The 15,866-nt window shown below is 39.2% G+C and carries 16 protein-coding genes; 2 read left to right on the top strand and 14 right to left on the bottom strand.

All coding sequences use genetic code 11. The features are described 5' to 3' along the window. Positions 1 to 687: 687 nt before the first annotated feature. On the top strand, positions 688 to 915 hold the full coding sequence (locus ACSLUK_RS14670) for a DUF1653 domain-containing protein (RefSeq protein ID WP_448549416.1): 228 nt from the start codon (positions 688 to 690) through the stop codon (positions 913 to 915). A gap of 79 nt (positions 916 to 994) precedes the next feature. Here ACSLUK_RS14670 and ACSLUK_RS14665 read toward each other — a convergent pair whose 3' ends face one another. From ACSLUK_RS14665 to ACSLUK_RS14645, 5 genes are all read right to left on the bottom strand, one after another. Further along, entirely contained in the window at positions 995 to 1,936 is a 942-nt protein-coding gene (locus ACSLUK_RS14665) for a GGDEF domain-containing response regulator (RefSeq protein WP_448549415.1), read from the bottom strand. 479 nt (positions 1,937 to 2,415) lie between these two features. Continuing rightward, positions 2,416 to 3,648, bottom strand: coding sequence for a glycosyltransferase family 2 protein (locus tag ACSLUK_RS14660; RefSeq protein ID WP_448549414.1), 1,233 nt, complete (start codon positions 3,646 to 3,648; stop codon positions 2,416 to 2,418). A gap of 39 nt (positions 3,649 to 3,687) precedes the next feature. Then, positions 3,688 to 4,260: a MiaE family protein gene (locus ACSLUK_RS14655; protein WP_448549413.1), complete on the bottom strand. Its 573-nt coding sequence runs from the start codon at positions 4,258 to 4,260 to the stop codon at positions 3,688 to 3,690. A 110-nt stretch (positions 4,261 to 4,370) separates the two neighbouring features. Beyond that, positions 4,371 to 5,336 carry an NAD(P)H-quinone oxidoreductase gene (locus ACSLUK_RS14650; RefSeq protein WP_448549412.1) on the bottom strand — a complete coding sequence of 322 codons (966 nt, stop codon included), beginning with the start codon at positions 5,334 to 5,336 and terminating at the stop codon, positions 4,371 to 4,373. A gap of 79 nt (positions 5,337 to 5,415) precedes the next feature. Beyond that, positions 5,416 to 5,685 carry an acylphosphatase gene (locus tag ACSLUK_RS14645; RefSeq protein ID WP_448549411.1) on the bottom strand — a complete coding sequence of 90 codons (270 nt, stop codon included), beginning with the start codon at positions 5,683 to 5,685 and terminating at the stop codon, positions 5,416 to 5,418. A gap of 108 nt (positions 5,686 to 5,793) precedes the next feature. Here ACSLUK_RS14645 and ACSLUK_RS14640 point away from each other — a divergent pair, with 108 nt between their 5' ends. Beyond that, complete coding sequence (locus ACSLUK_RS14640) at positions 5,794 to 6,984, top strand: class I SAM-dependent methyltransferase (protein WP_448549410.1); 1,191 nt, start codon at positions 5,794 to 5,796, stop codon at positions 6,982 to 6,984. Positions 6,985 to 7,146: 162 nt separating this feature from the next. On the opposite strand, the gene ACSLUK_RS14635 is transcribed toward ACSLUK_RS14640, so the two are convergent. The 9 genes from ACSLUK_RS14635 to ACSLUK_RS14595 form a co-directional block, all read right to left on the bottom strand. Continuing rightward, positions 7,147 to 7,587: a hypothetical protein gene (locus tag ACSLUK_RS14635; protein WP_448549409.1), complete on the bottom strand. Its 441-nt coding sequence runs from the start codon at positions 7,585 to 7,587 to the stop codon at positions 7,147 to 7,149. A 171-nt stretch (positions 7,588 to 7,758) separates the two neighbouring features. Continuing rightward, positions 7,759 to 8,058: a PilZ domain-containing protein gene (locus ACSLUK_RS14630; RefSeq protein ID WP_448549408.1), complete on the bottom strand. Its 300-nt coding sequence runs from the start codon at positions 8,056 to 8,058 to the stop codon at positions 7,759 to 7,761. 68 nt (positions 8,059 to 8,126) lie between these two features. After that, positions 8,127 to 12,005, bottom strand: a complete 3,879-nt coding sequence (gene hrpA, locus ACSLUK_RS14625) for an ATP-dependent RNA helicase HrpA (protein ID WP_448549419.1) — start codon at positions 12,003 to 12,005, stop codon at positions 8,127 to 8,129. 292 nt (positions 12,006 to 12,297) lie between these two features. Continuing rightward, positions 12,298 to 12,717 carry a CBS domain-containing protein gene (locus ACSLUK_RS14620; protein WP_448549407.1) on the bottom strand — a complete coding sequence of 140 codons (420 nt, stop codon included), beginning with the start codon at positions 12,715 to 12,717 and terminating at the stop codon, positions 12,298 to 12,300. A gap of 212 nt (positions 12,718 to 12,929) precedes the next feature. Continuing rightward, entirely contained in the window at positions 12,930 to 13,418 is a 489-nt protein-coding gene (locus ACSLUK_RS14615; RefSeq protein ID WP_448549406.1) for a CreA family protein, read from the bottom strand. 3 nt (positions 13,419 to 13,421) lie between these two features. Then, positions 13,422 to 14,483, bottom strand: a complete 1,062-nt coding sequence (locus ACSLUK_RS14610; RefSeq protein ID WP_448549405.1) for an isoaspartyl peptidase/L-asparaginase family protein — start codon at positions 14,481 to 14,483, stop codon at positions 13,422 to 13,424. 60 nt (positions 14,484 to 14,543) lie between these two features. Further along, complete coding sequence (locus tag ACSLUK_RS14605; RefSeq protein ID WP_448549404.1) at positions 14,544 to 14,807, bottom strand: DUF5062 family protein; 264 nt, start codon at positions 14,805 to 14,807, stop codon at positions 14,544 to 14,546. Between the two features lie 73 nt (positions 14,808 to 14,880). After that, positions 14,881 to 15,267 carry a VOC family protein gene (locus ACSLUK_RS14600; RefSeq protein ID WP_448549403.1) on the bottom strand — a complete coding sequence of 129 codons (387 nt, stop codon included), beginning with the start codon at positions 15,265 to 15,267 and terminating at the stop codon, positions 14,881 to 14,883. A 39-nt stretch (positions 15,268 to 15,306) separates the two neighbouring features. Next, the gene (locus ACSLUK_RS14595) at positions 15,307 to 15,852 is read right to left on the bottom strand and encodes a DUF3087 family protein (protein WP_448549402.1); all 546 of its coding nucleotides are present in this window, start codon (positions 15,850 to 15,852) and stop codon (positions 15,307 to 15,309) included. Positions 15,853 to 15,866 lie beyond the last annotated feature (14 nt).

The raw sequence follows: 15,866 nt of genomic DNA, 5'->3' as shown, positions 1-15,866 counted from the left end.
AATTGTTCCAATCTTTAAACGTTTGCTTAGCTCATCGGGCTCAGCTCTCTTATAAACACGGCGAAGGTCATCGATTCTAATCCGGCTCCCGCAACCAATTCTTGAATATTTCTATTTTTATTACCTTCTTTTTGCTAGATATTAATCATATATATTTCCTATATTTACACGTTTACTTAGCTCGTCGGGCTCAGCTCTCTTATAAACACGGCGAAGGTCATCGGTTCTAATCCGGCTCCCGCAACCAATTCTTGAGAAATTCTATTTTTATTACCTCCCTTTTTTAGATATTGATCTTAAATTGTTCCAATCTTTAAACGTTTGCTTAGCTCATCGGGCTCAGCTCTCTTATAAACACGGCGAAGGTCATCGATTCTAATCCGGCTCCCGCAACCAATTCTTGAATATTTCTATTTTTATTACCTTATTTTTGCTAGATATTAATCATATATATTTCCTATATTTACACGTTTACTTAGCTCGTCGGGCTCAGCTCTCTTATAAACACGGCGAAGGTCGTCGGTTCAAATCCGGCTCCCGCAACCAATTCTTCAAAAGTTCTATTTAAATAAACATGGCAAAGGCCATAATCTCCCCACTAAATAATGCTAAATCACATTTGTTACGCAATAAGTAAACAACCATTGCATTCGTCAAAGCTTTGCTTAGAATAAGCCGTTCAAATTTATGAGTGAGAAATACATGATTGAGTTAGGCAGATATCAACATTTTAAAGGGAACTATTATCAAGTGCTGTACATTGCAAAGCACAGTGAAACGGAAGAACTTCATGTGGTTTATCAACCAGAATATGGTGAACGCGAAATATGGATTAGACCATTAAGCATGTTTACAGAAGAAATTGTGCGAGATGGCAAAACAATCATGCGTTTTAAGAAAGTAGAAAACAATTAAACGTCTTTGATTCGGGTTCAGCTAAAATTCAAATTTATTCGAGAGAAGCCCGCCCCCCCAAATATAACAACTAATTATTTTATCGAGAAGATGCTAACCTCACTTTTGGCGCATCAATCGGTAAAAAAGCGATTTGATTACGCCCTGCACGCTTTGCTCGGTATAATAATCGATCTGCAACTGCGAGCGAACTATCGCTGGTTGTTTCTGCATTTACTTGAATAAGCGCAGCGCCAATACTAACGGTTAAAAAATCTCCCGCATCGGAGTATTCATGTACAATCTGTTTGTCTTCAATGGTCTGCATTAGGTTATTTAGTATTTTTTGCGAACCAAATTCATCTATATGTGGCGCCATCAATAAAAACTCTTCTCCACCGTAGCGAGCTACAAAATCTCGAGGCCGCTGAGCGACTTCCTTTAATGCGGATGAAACTTTTTTTAAAGCATTGTCTCCTGCGCCATGGCCATAGTTATCATTATATTGCTTAAAATAGTCGACATCTATTAGCGCAACCAGCAATGAACTATATTCTCGTTTACACGCTAGAATTTCTTTTTCGAGTGTTTCGTCTAACTTTCTACGATTAGCTAAGCCTGTGAGTGCATCTACATGAACAATACGATTCAACAATTTTCTTTGTCGTATTAGTTCTAAATGCATGTTAACGCGAGCGGTTACAATTGAAGGATTAAATGGTTTGTAGATATAGTCACAAGCGCCAACTGAAAATCCACGTTCTTCGTCGTCACTATTCGCTAATCCAGTAATAAATATAACTGCAATTTGCATTGTCGTTGGGCAGGACTTTAACCTTTCAACTACTTCAAATCCCGACAAATCAGGCATAATTACATCAAGTAAGATAAGATCTGGTAAGTGTTCTCTGGCAAGATTTATGGCTTCTGTACCATTTGATGCAAATAGAAACTTTGCTTCAACATCCAAAAGCTCTTCTAAAATGAGACGATTAGCTGATTCATCGTCCACTATCAGTATGGTTTGCTCCGAAGCCTGCATGATAAACTCCTAATAATCTCTTCCGTAAGCATCAGGTATCATAGACACTTTCCAATAGCGCCCTCGTGTTTGATACTTGATACCAATTCGTATAAGAAATTGCTCTCTTAGCGAGAATTTAAAGGTTTAGAGGCAAGGCGTTGATTGCAAAGAATGGTTATTTCCCTTGTTAAAATCAATAACGCAGCATATAAGCCTTTAAAACTCGCCCTTTGGGAATGCATGGGCAACATGATAACTTCACAAAAAAAGCTTAATGTAGAACAACTATATCTACACTTATTTCGTTTGTTCTAATGTCGCCCATGTCATTCTAAGTGGGCAATTCTTTATGCGAATTGGTATGAGTAGAATATGAAAGAATTGAAGCAAACACAATGCTTAAAAACGGTTAATTTTGCGACAATTAATGGTCAAAATATGAAGCGATAAATAAGCAGTTGTATCTCTTAGATAAAATAGAAAATGAGAACAAAAAATTAATGTTCTACTTTGAAAGGTGCTTCTTGAAGTGCTTGCTCTAATGGAATATCAGCTAGCGCCAAGTCTCGTATTGCATGAATGAGTTTAAGCGTCTTAAATGCATCGAACCACACATGAAATTGTCGTCTAAACTGTTCATCTGATGCGTGCATTTGCTTTTTTAAAAAGCTCAAAAGCCCTATAGACTCTAGTGCTTTTCTCAGTATTGTCGGAAGTTGGTGAAGACAATTTTCAATGTCATTTTTACGCGCAACTATTTCTGGTAATAATTGGTACATATCTCTCAAGTATTGAAAAACCTCAGGGTGGTAGTAACAATACGCTTCCCTATTGCGCATCAACGTAATGATTTTACTTACAGCTGGTCCAGTGCCAAATGGTACACGATCCGATTCTCTTGCTTCGAGTTTTATCACTGCATCAGGTAGCCAGGCAATTTGTCCAAGCTTAGCCACCTTATTAAGTAAATAAAAGTCTTCGCCAGCGCTCTTCTTTGGAAAGCCTCGTACAGCAATATACGCATCAAATCGAATTGCAATAATGCTACCAATGGTAAAAAATGCGTATGGCGATCGTGCGTAGTGTAAACCTGCAACATAATATTTTAGCGCCAGCTCATATTGCTGATTAGCGTTATTTACTTCTTCTGAACTTGAATAATGATAGAAATTATAACAGCAAGCTACATCGTCTTTTTTAAGTTCATTAGTTGCCGTTAAATAATTCACTGGTAGCGAAGCATCAGCATCAGTCGAGTGAAGAAAAGGAGATAAAATTTGATTTCTCTTGAATAGAAAACACGCAATATCTGCACCTATTTTGCGCGCTTTACCAACCCCCTCATCGCAAGCAATGGGAGTATTGTATCGATCTACCACCAATATCGCGCTGCGAGTTCCTGCAATTTGTACTAAAGACAATGCACCTTTTTCAGAACCTTCTATACACGGTGAAAGCCATGTTTCAGTACCAATAGACAGCACATACTCATGCAAGGCTATTTGTAATAACTTACATGCGTCATTAGTTGGTTGATTGATTACCAATACAAATAAACAAGCATGATTTTCCGCTTGATGATTCCTCAAGCGTTCAACAAATGTCGGTGCTTCTTTGTATGCGGGAATAACAACAGCATACTCAAATGTAATACTGGTTGGAAACTGACTAAGACTACTTACTTCTGCTTCAGCGTAACGCTCAAAATACTTATTAGCTGCCTTAGTCATTAATTACTCAAATATCGATTATTAAATTATTATTTGAACTTAGTGAAGTGCTGCTCTAAAAGGCAGACTTTCACATATTTTTGCTTCTGCTTCTAAAATTTCATCTAAACGTTGATAAACTTCTTTTTCATCAAAGTATTCTAGCGCTAGCTCTACAAACATGTTCTTGTGCTTTTCTTCTGATTTAGCAATTGCTACGTAAAAGTCTTTTTCTTTACCTACTGGCAAAGCTTCAGCAACAAGTGCAAATCGTTCATGTCCTCTAGCCTCAATTACACCTGCAACAAGTAAACGATCCAGAAAAAATACATCTTTACCATTTCTGAATACACCGCGAATCTGCTTAATGTATGAGTCTTTTTCATCGTTAGACATTTGTACGTCTCGTGCTTGCAGTAGCTTTAACACTTGTTTGAAGTGAATAAGCTCTTCAATCGCTAAATCCGTCATAGCACGTACCAGTTTTTTACGATCTGGATAATGAGAAAGCATTGAAACAGCCATACCAGATGCTTTTTTCTCAGCGGCGGCATGGTCTTGCAAGAATGCGTCAAAATCTGCCAATACAGGCTCTGTCCATTCAAAAGGGGTTTTGTACTTCAATTCAAACATAAAACAACTTATTACCCAGTAAAAATATCGCGCTATTCTACACAGGTCAGAGACTTGGTTAAATGCCTAATCAACATTTCTTCGTGTTTTGCTACAATCTTTGCTTCGCTCTATTCAACCGTCATTACAACTTTACCGACATTGCGGTTTTCCATTAATATCTGGTGTGCGTCATTTGATGCCTGCCATGGCAGAATCGTGTCAATCACTGGCATTAATTGACCACTTGAGAAACTAAAGCGATTGTTAAAATTACTGATAAGCTCCGTTTTGTAATCATTGCTACGATTACGAAGCGTTGATGCAAAAATGCTGATGCGTTTTTGCAGTAGTTTGGCAACATCTATATGTTCAGCGTAACGCCCGCCTAGCATTGATAATATCACTATGCGGCCATCCAATGCACAAACCTTAATGTTCTTGTTAATGTAATCTCCTGCAACAACATCTATGATAACGTCAAATCCTGCAGGTAGATTTTCTTTAGTCCATTCAACAAAGTCTTGGGTCTGATAATTGATCACGTGATCTGCGCCAAGTTGTCTGCAGGCCTTTTCCTTATGCTCATTACCAACAGTAACAACCACTTCACACTCCATTGCTTTCGCTAATTGAATTGCGGCAGTACCCACACCGCTAGCGCCAGCATGTATGAGAACTTTATCACCTGTTTGAACACGCGCGATGGCGCATAAGCTTTGATAGGCTGTGAGGAATACTTCGGCAAGACTAGCACCTTGTTCAAACGTAAATCCTGATGGAAGAGAAAACAAATGAGATGCAAGTAGCTTGGTATATTGCGCATAGGCTCCACCAGGAACTAGCCCAAAAACAGCATCGCCAGATTGCCATTGTTTAACCTGATTACCGACTTTGGTTACGATACCAGACATTTCCAAACCAAGAATGTCAGACTCTCCTTTCGGAGCTGGATATTTACCATAACGTTGTAAAATGTCTGCGCGATTAACACCGATTGCTTTCACTTCAACCAGCACTTCATTGTCAGATATTGCTGGAGTTTCGCCTTCAGTGATTGAAAGCTCATTTAATTGATTAACAGAGATAAATTTCAAAAGAATACCAATAAACTAACGTTAGATGTCAGCCTACTATAGCACTTGCCAAAGCAAATGCTGCCATTCAAATATGAATTTAACTTATCGCAAAATGATTATGGTCCTGCCACGGTACTTGCTTGGTCTCTACGCGACTAACTTCTGCCTGAGGTGGTCCATGCGATAGCCATTCAAGCATTTTGTCGACGCATTGTTGCTCTCCGCACATCAACACTTCGACATCACCACCTTCAAGGTTTCGTGCATAGCCACTAATTCCATATTCAATCGCTTGTTGTTGACTCGAAGCGCGAAAATATACGCCTTGAACTTTTCCACTTATGTGTGCGATATAACTTACATTCATTACTAGCACTCTCATACTATTTATAATAAACACATTTGGTGATTGCACCCTAGCCTGTCATCAACTAAACTCGGCGCATTTCACCATCATCCATCTAAGTATAGGCAAATGTCAGCAAGAATTTATTTAAAAGTTTCAAGAGAGAAGTCACTACGCCGAAAACATCCTTGGGTTTTTTCGAAAGCTATCAATAAAATCAAGGGGTCACCAATGATTGGTGAGACTGTTGATGTGTTTGATAGCAAAGAAAACTTTCTTGCTAGAGGCGCTTATTCGCCAGATTCTCAAATAAGAATACGGGTATGGACCTTCGACCAAACTGAAGAAATAGACCGCGATTTTTTTCTAAACAAATTAAAGTCAGCACAGGCACGTAGAGAATGGTTTATCGAACAAGGTCAGCTAACTGGCTATCGCCTGATTGCAGGCGAATCAGATGGCTTGCCAGGAGTCACCATTGACAAATACGACAACTTTATCGTTTGTCAGCTACTAAGTGCAGGTGCGGACTTTCATCGCCACACTATCGTTGACTGCTTGTTAGAGCTATATCCTAATGCGCACATTTACGAACGTTCTGATGTTGACGTGCGTAAAAAAGAAGGACTGACGCCTATTACAGGTTGGTTAGCCAACGAAACAGATACTACAGACTGTGTCATTGAAGAGCATGGCATTAAGATCAAAGTAGATGTTGCGACCGGCCACAAAACAGGGTTCTACCTTGATCAACGCGATTCTCGGGTTGCGGCTGGTAAATATGCAAAAGGGAAATCCGTCTTAAACTGCTTTTCTTACACAGGTACTTTTTCACTGCATTGTGCAGCCAACAATGCTGAAGAAGTGATCAATGTTGATGTTTCTCAGGCAGCGCTAGATACGGCAAAAGAAAATCTTTCATTAAACAATCTACAAGACAAAGCTGTTTCTTTCGTAAAAGAAGACGTGTTTAAATTATTAAGACAGTATCGCAGTGAAAAACGAACGTTTGATATGATCATCTTAGATCCACCAAAGTTTGTTGATTCAAAAGCACAACTCACTAGCGCTTGCCGTGGTTATAAAGATATCAATATGCTCGCGATGCAGTTGCTTAAACCAGGTGGTGTTTTACTCACATTTTCATGCTCAGGCCTAATGGATGCGAGTTTATTTCAAAAGGTCGTCGCAGATGCGGCATTAGATGCTAATAGAAACGTATATTTTGTGGAAAGACTCCAGCAAGCGGGTGATCACCCGATAGCTAGCAACTACCCAGAAGGTTATTACTTAAAAGGACTCGTTTGTCAGGTAGAGTGATAACCACTCTCCTACAAAATCAGTCGAATTGACTAAGAGCATCACAAGGAAGTGATGCGTTAATCTGAATTAGTATTAATTTGACCAGTCAGATTCGATTAATAGGATTCAAACAAATCTAATAGTCGCATATGTGCCAACAACGGCCTTTAATAATTTCAGCTAAGAGTGTTGTAGAAAATTAATTCTTTTACCTAAAGGACGAAGAATAAATTCTGCGACTATAAAACCATATGTTAGCGAAAGAGCTAAATCAGGTATCAATATACTAATCTCATTCGTAAATGCCGATGACATAACTACAGCGTATAAACACCATAATATAGAAGCAGAATAACAATAAACTATTGCCCCTTTGATTGTCTCCAATTTAATTAAAGTTGGTTGGTAATCATAAACAAAAAAAGTTTTTATAGATTTTATTAATTCACCTAACTGCGATAATCCAAATGAAAGTACCGTCAGAGCTACGAGAATTAAAACAAATGGGACTAATATATGGCTTTTTAAAAAATGATGAGTAATCTCTCCAGATATAAGTGGAAAAAAAGCGATGTACCCTAAAAAAATTACTGGTACTAAAATTTCAATCCTGTATCTCATGGTAATCCTTTCCGATTTAAACTATCTTTAGAAAGCATAAAACCAGTATAGTATTTATTCAAATTTAATGACCGCTATTCGCTCATAGCTGCCTGTCAGATGAAATATAAACCTATTCTTCTAAACTGTATGATCAGATATGAGCTACTACAGTTAATCACACTACTACAGTTAATCAATCTCGGAAATATTTATACCTATTAAATAACACTCTGGACTTTCTTCATTCACTCTTACAACTCGCCCAGTTACATCTAATGGCTGCACACTACCATTAACAGAATCAACGTTAACCTTAACTTGCGTATTAACTTCTAAAGGATGCGGCATTTCGATGGCCATTCCAGTCGCGCTTAAATCTCGGCAAGTAGCTAAAAACTGACTATTAGCTTCATCGTCGATGACGGTTACCGTTACATCGCTGTTGAGCATCATACGATAAAAGTCACGCTTGTCATCATAATTGACCATTACTACTCCATTTTACATACTGTTAATATGTTTCATTTATAACCACTCGCCCATAGTCTGTCAATTAACTATTGGATCGACTTAAGGTGATTCATGATGCGTTTTGCCGATATTGGGTATGCAGTTTTCAAATTTTGCGCATACAGAGATACTTTAAGTTCTTCTATCATCCATCGCGTATGCTCAAGATCTTCTGGTAAAGGTACGTCCTGTCTTTGTTGCTTAACCAGCGCTTGATAAGCATCTTCAACCTTAGCAATCTCTAACATCTTTAAACGATCTTGATTAGGATCTATGGGTAATTTTTCCAATCGACGAACAATTGCTTTTAAATATCGATTAATGTCATCTAATCGCTTAACGCCGCACGCACTGACAAAACCTTTGAATATCAATTTATTTAATTGCGCTTTTATATCACCATGGGATTGAATCACGTTAAGTGGTACATTCCCTTTGAGCTTCTTGTTAATTTCATGAGCTAAACTTAAGACCTGTTCAACTTTTACTGCTGCTGATAATACAGTGTCGGCGATTTCAGCCCTTACAAAATCTCTACAAGCTGCAAAATCAGCCTCTGTTCGCGGTAACTCTCCTCTTTCCTCAATCAAATGCTGGCACGCAGCCGAAATGCAATCATCAAGCAAATCACCAATTGCGCCAAATGGATTGAAGTACAAACCCAACTTTGCCTTGTTAGGTAACTTTTGTTGAAGGTATTTAACTGGCGAAGGAATGTTTAGTAGTACGAGCCTGCTTACGCCAAGCAACATCGCCTTTTCCGCAAGACTCTCTTGTTCAAATAATTCAACGGCAACCGACTGTTTCTTATCTACTAATGCCGGAAACGCTTTAATTTTGATGTTGGCCACTTTTTTCTCATAGCCCTTTGGCAGATCATCAATATTCCATTCAGTTAAGTCGGTTTGCTCAATGCCCTTTTCTGCTACTTTCTTGATTGACGCCTTTACCTTACCTTGAAGTTCTGCTTGTAACGCTGTCAGACTACGTCCTTGTTTGATCAACTTACCTTTTTCATTCAAGATCTTAAAATTCATGATTAAGTGTGTCGGCAACTCAACCGCTTGCCATGCTTCTTTTTCAACTCGAACACCTGTCATTCTAAGAAGTTGCTTGCCTACCGCTTCGCAAAATGTAAACGACATATCTGAAAGTGCGGCTTCGCAAGCTGACGCATAATTGGGAGCAGGAACAAAGTTTCTACGCAGCGCTTTTGGCAATCCTTTTATATAAGCTAATATGAGTTCGTGACGAACCGCTGGAATGAGCCAATCAAATCCTACATCCTGTACCTGATTGAGGATTCCAATTGGAATATTGACAGATATCCCATCGTCTTCTGCACCGGGTTCAAAATGGTAAGTAAGAGGTAATGTTAAGTTGTTTTGAATCCATGTATCAGGGTATTCGCGTTGACTGACCGTACTTTCTGACTCATTAAGCAATAACGCTTTGGTATAATTTAACAGCTCAGGTGATTGCTGTTTTTCTTTTTTCCACCATGCGAGAAAACTACGTTGGCAAATCACTTGCTCAGGAATTCGCTGCTCAAAAAACTCACATAAATGTTGGTCATCGGTAAGAAAATCACGTCGACGGGCTTTTTGCTCAAGCTTATCAATCTCAGCAACTAACGCACGATTTCGCTGAAAAAAAGGTTCTTTAATTGCAAAATCACCATTAACCAGCGCTTCCTGGATAAAAATATCGCGGCATGTCTTAGGTTCAATCTGATTAAAATAAACTTTGCGTTTGCCCACGATTATTAAACCATAGAGCGACACCTGCTCATAAGCCATCACCGCACCTTGTTTTTTCTCCCAGTGCGGTTCACTATAACTGCGCTTAAGCAAATGTTGTGCATACTGCTCTACCCACTGAACATCTATCTTCGCGACCATTCGAGCAAACAGTCGGCTGGTTTCAACAAGTTCTGCCGCCATAATCCACTTAGGCGGCTTTTTCGCCAAGGCAGAACCGGGGAATATAAAAAACTTGCTGTTACGAGCGCCTTTATATTCTCGATTTTCATCAAGTTGCCCTAAATGACTCAATAAACCAGACAATATTGCTTGGTGAATTACATCAGGACTTGATTCTAACTCCATATCAACTGAGCTAAATGATTCTCCTAGCTCTTTGATAGTTAATTTCAATTGGCTGTATATGTCTTGCCATTCCCGTATACGAATATACGACAAGTATTCTTTTTGGCACAGCTTACGAAATTGGTTGTTAGACAATTCTTTTTGTTTTGTCCCAATATATTCCCATAGATTAAGCAAACTTAAAAAGTCCGAAGTCTTGTGCTTGAATCGGCTGTGTTTTTCATCGGCCGCCTGTTGTTTTTCATGCGGACGTTCTCGAGGGTCTTGAATACTTAATGCACTTACAATAACCGCTACCTGTTTAGCGCAACCAATGTTCAATGCGGTCAACATCATCTTTGCTAATCGAGGATCAACAGGGAACTTTGATAGCGCCCTTCCCGATTTTGTTAGTTTACTATTCGAATGATTATGTTCAATCGCCGCCAATTCGTCTAATAAGCGCATGCCATCTGTGATATGTCGATGATCTGGCGGCTGTACGAATGGAAAATCACTAATATTGCCTAAATCAAGCGACAACATTTGTAGAATCACGGTCGCTAAATTTGTGCGCAAGATCTCTGGATCGGTAAACTCTGGACGATTTAGAAAGTCTTCTTCTGAATAAAGTCTGACGCAAACACCTGACGAAACCCGGCCACAACGACCTGCACGTTGATTTGCACTTGCTTGTGAAATAGGTTCGATAGGAAGTCGTTGTACTTTAGTGCGATAGCTATACCTTGAGATTCTTGCTGTACCGGGGTCTATTACGTACTTGATCCCTGGGACAGTCAAACTTGTTTCTGCAACGTTGGTCGCTAATACTATGTTTCGACCACGATGCGGTGCAAATATTTTATTTTGTTCTTGTACTGTTAAGCGCGAATACAGTGGCAATATTTGCGTATCTCGATAGTTTTCTCTTTCGAGTGCATATGCCGTGTCTCTGATTTCACGCTCACCGTTGAGGAATATCAAAATATCGCCCACTGGCAATTCAGCTAGTTCATCTACCGCATTAATAATGCCTGAGATTACGTCACGATCTTCTTCTTGCTCATTTAACGGGCGATAACGCATTTCAACAGGATACGTTCGACCTGACACTTCAATAATCGGCGCATTGTCAAAATGCTTTGAGAATCTTTCGGGGTCAATCGTTGCTGATGTTATAATCACCTTTAAATCTGGACGCTTAGGTAATATTTCTTTAACGTAGCCCAAGATAAAATCAATATTTAGGCTTCTCTCGTGTGCTTCGTCAATAATCAAAGTGTCATACTGACGCAATAACCTGTCGTTTTGAAGCTCCGCGAGCAAAATCCCGTCTGTCATCAATTTTACATAGCTGTTTTCATCAACCATGTCGTTAAAACGAACTTTGTAGCCAACAGCCTTGCCCAACGGTGAATTCAGTTCTTCAGCAATTCTCGATGCAACTGTACGCGCCGCAATTCTTCTGGGTTGTGTATGACCGATTACACCTTCAACCCCACGACCAAGCGCAAGGCAAATTTTAGGGATTTGTGTCGTCTTACCTGAGCCAGTTTCACCTGCAATTATCACCACTTGATTATCCGCAATTGCTTGACTAATTTGTTCAGCATTTTGCGAAACAGGTAACGATTCTGGGTAAGTGACTTTAGGGAGGTTGGCTAGTTTTGCTTGTTTACTATTTATTGAGCGCTGTATGGCTTGAAAAATCTGCTCTTCCGCTTTTTTCTTTTTATTGTCATTTTTAATTTTTGACAGCCCAGCTATTCGCTTTTTCAACAATGCTCTGTCTGATAGTTTTACTTGTGAAAGTAATTTTAATAATGAATCCACGTTAATACTCAACAACTTACGCCACGGTGAGACGTGTAACTCGCTTTGCAACGAAAACACATATACAAGCTTGGTACTACAGGCGTAGGAAAAATACCAAATGCTATAAAGATAAATTTGAGGGAAATTTTAACAGCTTAATTGAATAATAACAGCGTGAAGGACGTAAAAATAAGGAAAATGTTAGACTAAGTGTCGACTTATTTAAGCCGACAACAAAGTAAAAAGACTTGGTATCCCAAAACAAATTATCTTGGTGGAATATCTGCGTATAAACTTCAGAAATAAATTAGGCTAATTACTTGCCTGCATGAAATGTCGCACGCGTATGCTTATCAATAGCTTGCAGAACATCATTTCTACAAATTGTGCCCAATAAGTTACCATCGTCATCAACAACTGGGTAAACTTTAGGCTTATTTCCTAACATCTGTTGCGCCAATTCGACGATGCTATCATAAGGTTTTACAGACAAAACCTCTTTGCGCATTAAGTCAGAAACATTGGCGATATGTTCGTTGTAATAGCTCGTTTCTAACATTTGCTTTAATACATCACTTTCAGATAAAAAACCCACTAACTGGTGCTTGTCATCTACCACAGGCCCACCAATTTGCTTAGTCTTTAAGAATCTCAACGAAGCTTCTTCCAATACCATCTCTGGTGTGAACGTGACAGGGTATGAGTTCATATAGTCTTTAACTTGCAATGATTCCATGTCTTGTACCTAAATTATTATTAAATTACATGGTGTAATACCAATGAATATAAAGGCATAGCAATCATTAATCGTAGCGGGATTTCTGACCGTCTCACTATGAATACATGCCCTTTTTTTAAATGTAGACCTAAAATCTGATTATTCCTATCTATTTGTTAGGAAATCAGCCAGTTATTTATAATTTTTGTCACCAACAAACAACTCTTGTGCTAATTCTTAACGCTATAATCTACTGCCCATTGCCATGCATTCGTCTTATATAACGGAACTGTCGATAAAGAATGGTGATGACTGCCACTCGACTCTTTCGTTGAATATGACAGATATATTAAGGTTTTTTGTTTGGCATCATAGATGCGGCGAACCTTAAGCGACTTAAATAATATACTCTTGGATTTTTTGAAGACGATTTCGCCGTTTTTTGATTTATCTATCTTGGCAAGTTGTTCCGCTGTGATTTCACCTGTTTGACGACAAGCAATTGACATATCAGACGGATCCGAAAAGTCGAGATCAGCTTCAATATGGCTTATATGACATGTTACACCTGTGATAATAGGATCTTGATTAGCCTGAACAACCACATCTTTGGTCGTAAACAAGCCTAAACTTACTTTACCAACATCATCAGAACACCCGGCTAATGCGCTAATAGCGATCGCACCAGCCAAATAACGATTAAACTTTAATAAGCGCATAAATTATTCTCCTTTAAAAATCGCAATCTTTCGCTCGCCAGTTGATGAACGCTGCCCTCTATACATTCCTGACGTATTAAATGGCATTGCAATGTTCCCTTTCGTGTCAATGGCAATAATGCCGCCGGTGCCTCCGGCCTCTTTGAGTACTTGATTAATCACAATATCAGCAGCGTCCGCTAATGTACTTCCCTGGTATTGAACACGAGCACAAATATCAGCTGCCACATGATATCGAATAAAATACTCGCCATGGCCTGTAGCCGATACTGCACAACTGTCATTATTTGCGTACGTCCCGGCTCCAATTATTGGCGAATCACCAATACGTCCAAAACGTTTTGCTGTCATGCCACCAGTACTGGTGCCTGCAACTAAATCACCGTATTTATCAAGTGCAACGGCACCAACCGTCCCCATCTTGTATTCCGACGGCAGTGTTCGATGAGCAGCTTGATAGTCTTTCAACTGGCTTTCTTGTTTTAACAGTTTTTGTTTTGCTTTAATTAACGACTGGTAACGATGCTTGGTATCAAAATATCGATTATCTACTAACTCGATCCCTTGTTGAGAGGCAAAAGCTTCAGCGCCTTTTCCACTTAACATCACATGTACAGACTTTTCCATTACCCGTTCAGCTAGGACTATAGGGTTTTTAACTGTACTAACACCTGATACTGCACCTGCATTGAGCGTTTTACCATGCATTATTGACGCATCTAATTCATGGCTTTCCTCAAACGTATACACAGCGCCTTTGCCTGCGTTAAATAACGGCGAATCTTCTAATATTTTGATTGCCGCAATAACCGCGTCTTGGCTTGTTCCACCTTTCGCCAGAATGTCATAACCTGCATCAAGTGCTTGGCCTAGTTTAGCTTCGTATGCCTCTCTTTTGTCAGGAGTCATCTTAGTTTGGCTTATTGTGCCTGCTCCACCGTGTATTGCGAAAGCAATTGGCTGCTCAACTGCATAACAAGGCGCCAGAGTGCTTAAAAATACACTTGCAGAGGCCAGAGTTACCGTTAAAGTACGATGTACAGCGCGAGTTATTGATTTGGTCATGATATTTCTCACTAAGTTTATGGAGCGGAGCGAAGAAAACTAATCGCATACTAAATCATATTAGTTTTGTTTTAGAGGATGGTCTTCAGGCAATTGCTTTGCAATCCACAACGCTAATTTATGTTTCATGTTAGGTTGCGATTCTTGATCCAAAGCTAATGGATGCATCAGCTTATCATGTACAAGCAATCGATAAAGACTCTCTATTTTTTGTTTAGCTGAGTCTGTGGCTTTGAATGCACTATAGCCACGATTAATGGCATATTTCTCTCCGATCACTAACGCTTTCTTAAGCAATTCACTTTCGTGTTTAAGCTTTTTCACTATGGTATGTCCTTGTAATGACGCATCATTTGATACGTCATTAACGCAAATAACACACCATAAGTAAATATGTTTAGTGAGCTGGTGCCTGAAAGTAAAACGCGTTTAGTTTATTGCCATCTAAATCACGAAAATACCCTGCGTAAAAACCTGCCAACTCGTCTCGAGGACCCGCTGGCCCTTCACACACACCACCGAGTTCGAGTGCTTTCGCATAAATGGCGTCTACCTTCTCTGGCGAATCTACCGATAAAGCAATCATAGTACCATTGCCATTCGTCGCGGGTTGGCCGTTGAATGGCTTCGTTATTGAGAAACTAGGTTGTGAAGGTTCGGTTGCCCAAACAACGTACTCTTCACTCTCCATTACGCGATTTGCACCTATCACGCTAAAAAGTTCATCGTAAAATGCCACCGCTTTATCGAAATTATTGGTGCCTAACATAGTGTAACCTATCATAATATCTCCTTGGTCTACTGTTTTGTAAAATGTATACAGCTAAAAGTCGTCTAACATCGCTTTTTCAAATTGTGTTGATTTAATTTCTATCCCTTTTGCTTCTACCATATCGTGAAAGGCTTGGTGCTCTTTTTCTACCGTTGACATCGTAATTGTATTGTCATCTAAGTGATAAACCTGTTTCAAACTTTCATAGTAAAACTCAACGATAACCATTGCGTTACGATTATTATTCTCGGCAGCCGATTTAATTTTTTTAAGTTTTCGATAGATAAGATTTTGAATTTGTTTGATTTGCCACACGTAATAGACTTCACGAAAAAATGGCGTGAGCTTTAACCGGTGCAATACCGCAGCACAGGTTATTAAACCAAGCACAACCCCAATCAAATTGAATTTAAAATTACTCGCTTCTTCAGTACCATTATTTGGGTTTACTACCGCTTGTGTTTCGACGGAAGAAAGCATGGCTATCAATAATGCACCGTACAAGACAGACAACACCCCAAATATCAAAATAAACCCAACAATAATGGTATTCAGTCGTTTTCTATATTGTACTTTGTTGATTTGCTGTATTTGCATACTTGGTATTACTC

Source organism: Thalassotalea fusca (assembly GCF_053485835.1).
The sequence above is the reverse complement of the archived record's forward strand: the minus strand, read 5'-3'. Positions and strand labels throughout refer to the sequence as shown.

Bases quoted from the DNA above. Each gene is read 5' to 3' on its own strand.
- ACSLUK_RS14670 (WP_448549416.1), top strand. From the start codon at position 688: ATGAGTGAGAAATACATGATTGAGTTAGGCAGATATCAACATTTTAAA.
- ACSLUK_RS14595 (WP_448549402.1), bottom strand. From the start codon at position 15,852: ATGCAAATACAGCAAATCAACAAAGTACAATATAGAAAACGACTGAAT.
- ACSLUK_RS14600 (WP_448549403.1), bottom strand. From the start codon at position 15,267: ATGATAGGTTACACTATGTTAGGCACCAATAATTTCGATAAAGCGGTG.
- ACSLUK_RS14655 (WP_448549413.1), bottom strand. From the start codon at position 4,260: ATGTTTGAATTGAAGTACAAAACCCCTTTTGAATGGACAGAGCCTGTA.
- ACSLUK_RS14610 (WP_448549405.1), bottom strand. From the start codon at position 14,483: ATGACCAAATCAATAACTCGCGCTGTACATCGTACTTTAACGGTAACT.
- ACSLUK_RS14665 (WP_448549415.1), bottom strand. From the start codon at position 1,936: ATGCAGGCTTCGGAGCAAACCATACTGATAGTGGACGATGAATCAGCT.
- ACSLUK_RS14630 (WP_448549408.1), bottom strand. From the start codon at position 8,058: ATGGTCAATTATGATGACAAGCGTGACTTTTATCGTATGATGCTCAAC.
- ACSLUK_RS14640 (WP_448549410.1), top strand. From the start codon at position 5,794: ATGTCAGCAAGAATTTATTTAAAAGTTTCAAGAGAGAAGTCACTACGC.
- ACSLUK_RS14645 (WP_448549411.1), bottom strand. From the start codon at position 5,685: ATGAATGTAAGTTATATCGCACACATAAGTGGAAAAGTTCAAGGCGTA.
- ACSLUK_RS14635 (WP_448549409.1), bottom strand. From the start codon at position 7,587: ATGAGATACAGGATTGAAATTTTAGTACCAGTAATTTTTTTAGGGTAC.
- ACSLUK_RS14615 (WP_448549406.1), bottom strand. From the start codon at position 13,418: ATGCGCTTATTAAAGTTTAATCGTTATTTGGCTGGTGCGATCGCTATT.
- ACSLUK_RS14620 (WP_448549407.1), bottom strand. From the start codon at position 12,717: ATGGAATCATTGCAAGTTAAAGACTATATGAACTCATACCCTGTCACG.
- ACSLUK_RS14660 (WP_448549414.1), bottom strand. From the start codon at position 3,648: ATGACTAAGGCAGCTAATAAGTATTTTGAGCGTTACGCTGAAGCAGAA.